Genomic DNA, 3,095 nt, shown 5'->3' on the forward strand with positions numbered 1-3,095 from the left:
GCCTAGAGGGGCGCTGAAGTAAATCTGCAGGGAGCATCACTGATTTGCTGATTCGGTAGAGCTATCTATCAAGGACGTGTCGCATGTCTTTGTTCAAACGTTCAATCACAGAGGGGTTAGGTACGTTTTGGCTGGTGTTGGGCGGTTGCGGGAGTGCGGTGTTGGCCGCAGCGTTTCCCGCCGTCGGGATCGGGTTCCTCGGTGTGGCCCTGGCCTTCGGGCTGACGGTGCTGACCATGGCGTTTGCCATCGGGCATATCAGCGGGTGCCACCTCAACCCGGCAGTGTCAGTGGGGCTGGTCGTGGGCGGGCGGTTTCCGGCCAGGGAGTTACCGGCTTACATCGTCGCGCAGGTAATCGGCGCCACTGTCGCCGCTGCGCTGTTGTACTTCATTGCCAGTGGCAAGCCGGGGTTCGAACTGGCGTCGGGCCTGGCCTCCAACGGCTACGGCGAGCATTCGCCGGGTGGCTACTCGATGGCTGCGGGGTTTGTCTGTGAGCTGGTGATGACGGCGATGTTCGTGCTGATCATCCTCGGCGCCACCGACCGTCGTGCTCCGCCGGGTCTTGCACCCATCGCCATCGGCCTGGCCTTGACCTTGATCCACTTGATCTCCATTCCCGTGACCAACACTTCGGTCAACCCGGCCCGCAGTACCGGCCCGGCACTGATCGTCGGCGGATGGGCGATCCAGCAGTTGTGGATGTTCTGGCTGGCGCCGATCCTCGGTGCTGTAATCGGCGGCGTGACCTATCGATGGCTGGGCAAGGAGCAGCCAGCCTGAGGCAAACGGGTTCAGCCCTGCCGATAAGGCAGGGCTGCCCTTGCCTCTTCGGCATACGCCAGAATCCCAACCCGCTCGCGCTCCAGGAAGTCTTCCACGGCATTCTTCAAACCCGGATGGCGCAGGTAGTGCCATGACCGTGTGATCACCGGTTCAAAGCCGCGAATCAACTTGTGTTCGCCCTGGGCGCCAGCGTCAAAACGTTGCAGGCCGTGGGCGATGGCGTAGTCCATGCCTTGGTAGAAGCAGGTTTCGAAGTGCAGGCGGTCGAACTCCGCGAGGCAGCCCCAGTAGCGGCCATAGAAACTGTCGCCACCGATCAGGCTGAAGGCCATGGCCACCGGGCGTGCGCCTTGTTTGGCCAGCACCACGCGGATCGCCTCGGGCATGCGTTCGGCCAGCAGGCTGAAAAAGGCGCGGGTCAGGTAGGGTGACTGGCGACGCACCGCGTAGGTGTTGGCGTAACAGGCGTAAACAAAATCCCACTGCGCCTCGCTTAACTCGTGGCCTTGCAACCATTCAAAATCGATGCCCTGCCCCGCCACTTGCTCGCGCTCTTTGCGCATTTGTTTGCGCTTGCGTGAACTCAAGGCATCGAGGAAGTCCTGGAAGTCGCGATAGCCGCGGTTTTGCCAGTGGAACTGGCAGCCCAGGCGCTGCAACCAACCCGCCTGCCCAGCCAATGCGGCATCGGCCAACGGGTCGGTGAAGTTGATATGGGCACTGGAGAGCCCTTCGATTTCCAGATACCCGGGCAAGCTACCCAGCAGTTCAACCCCGTCCTCGGCATTCCTGGCCAACAAACGTGGGCCACTCACCGGACTGAACGGCACCGCCGTCAGCAACTTGGGGTAGTACTCGATGCCCGCACGCTCACAGGCATCCGCCCAGCCATGATCAAACACGTACTCGCCGTAGGAGTGCCACTTGCGGTAGCTGGGCAGGGCCGCCACCAGCCGCTCGCCTTCCCAATGCAGCAAATGCTCGGGCTGCCAACCGGACTGCGGGCCCAAGCTGGCGCTGTCTTCCAGGGCACTCAGAAAGGCGTGCCGCACAAAGGGTTGGGCCTGCGGCACCAGGGCATCCCAGACTTGCGGGGCGATTGCAGACAGCTTGTCCAGGCGTTGCAGCGGCATCGGCATCCTCACTGTTTCTTGGCGTGAAAGCCTGGCGAGTATCGCCTATCGCGGCGCCAGGCACACCTCGAAACGAGCGAGACAAACCTCGAAACAATTAGTTCCAGATTAAATAATTTGTCATCTAGGTGAAATCACTTAGCCACTACTCCGTCATAAACGATCGCGATACTGACGCCTGTTTTTAGAGCGCCTGGTTCTACCAGGCGGCTATTTTCCGTCCGTCATCGGTCGGTTGTGTCCTGGATGGTTTGCCATCCCTCCTCACTTTCGGAGATTGATATGCGTCTTGCTTCCACTAAAACTGCGGCGGCCCTGTGTGGCGGCCTGTTGCTGGCCCTGAGCGTTCCGGCCAGCGCTGCAGTCGACGCTAAATTGCTCGACATGCTCAAGGCCAACGGCCAGATCACCGCTGCGCAGTACACCGAACTGCAAACGGAATTAGCCAAGGACCAGAAAGAAAAGCAGATCGCACAGCAAGCTCAACAAGAGACCAACGAGCAGATCGCGGCCACCGCGAAAAAAACCAACGACCTCAGCGTCTTCGATCAGAAGCTGGCCTGGGCCGCACGCACTCAGCTCAAGGGTGATGTGCGCTTCCGTCAGGAAACCGTGAAGATCCAGGGCGAATCCAACAACGGCGGCCGCGACAAAGACCGTCAGCGCATCCGTGCCCGCCTGGGTGCCTACACCGAAATCAACTCCCAGGTTGACACCGGCATCCGCGTGGCCACCGGCAGCAGCGACGACGCGCGCTCCACCAACCAGGACCAGGACAACTACTTCGACAAGAAGTCGATCTGGCTGGACCTGGGCTACATCGACTACCACCCGGACCAGATCAAGAACCTGCACGTGATCGGCGGCAAGATGCTGCAGCCGTGGGTAAACATGGGCGACGTGATCTGGGATAGCGACATCAACCCTGAAGGCCTGGCCGTCACCTACAAGTACCCATTGGGCGGCAGCGCCGAGCTGTTCGGCAGCCTGGGTAACTACAACCTCAAGGACAACGTAGACGGCGACGGCGTGCAATTTCGCCACGACCTGCGCCTGACCTCCGGCCAGTTGGGCACGCGCTTCTCGCTCACCGACAACCTGAAAATGACCCTGGGCGGCAGCGTCTACGCCTACCAGAACGACAAGGACAGCCGCTGCACTACCACCACCACGC

Annotated in this window: 3 protein-coding genes; 2 read left to right on the plus strand and 1 reads right to left on the minus strand. The window is 60.9% G+C overall.

Going from position 1 to position 3,095, the window contains the following annotated elements; genetic code table 11:
* The first annotated feature begins 83 nt into the window (after window positions 1–83).
* Window positions 84–785, plus strand: coding sequence for an aquaporin Z (aqpZ, locus tag FEM54_RS28960; protein WP_017134844.1), 702 nt, complete (start codon window positions 84–86; stop codon window positions 783–785).
* A gap of 11 nt (window positions 786–796) precedes the next feature.
* Here aqpZ and FEM54_RS28965 read toward each other — a convergent pair whose 3' ends face one another.
* On the minus strand, window positions 797–1,921 hold the full coding sequence (locus FEM54_RS28965; protein WP_138453895.1) for a GNAT family N-acetyltransferase: 1,125 nt from the start codon (window positions 1,919–1,921) through the stop codon (window positions 797–799).
* 282 nt (window positions 1,922–2,203) lie between these two features.
* On the opposite strand from FEM54_RS28965, the gene FEM54_RS28970 reads away from it, so the two are divergent.
* The coding region (locus tag FEM54_RS28970; protein ID WP_138453896.1) for a putative porin at window positions 2,204–3,095 on the plus strand (892 nt) is incomplete at its 3' end.

The sequence above is a fragment of the Pseudomonas edaphica genome (assembly GCF_005863185.1).
GTDB classification, from domain to species: domain Bacteria; phylum Pseudomonadota; class Gammaproteobacteria; order Pseudomonadales; family Pseudomonadaceae; genus Aquipseudomonas; species Aquipseudomonas edaphica.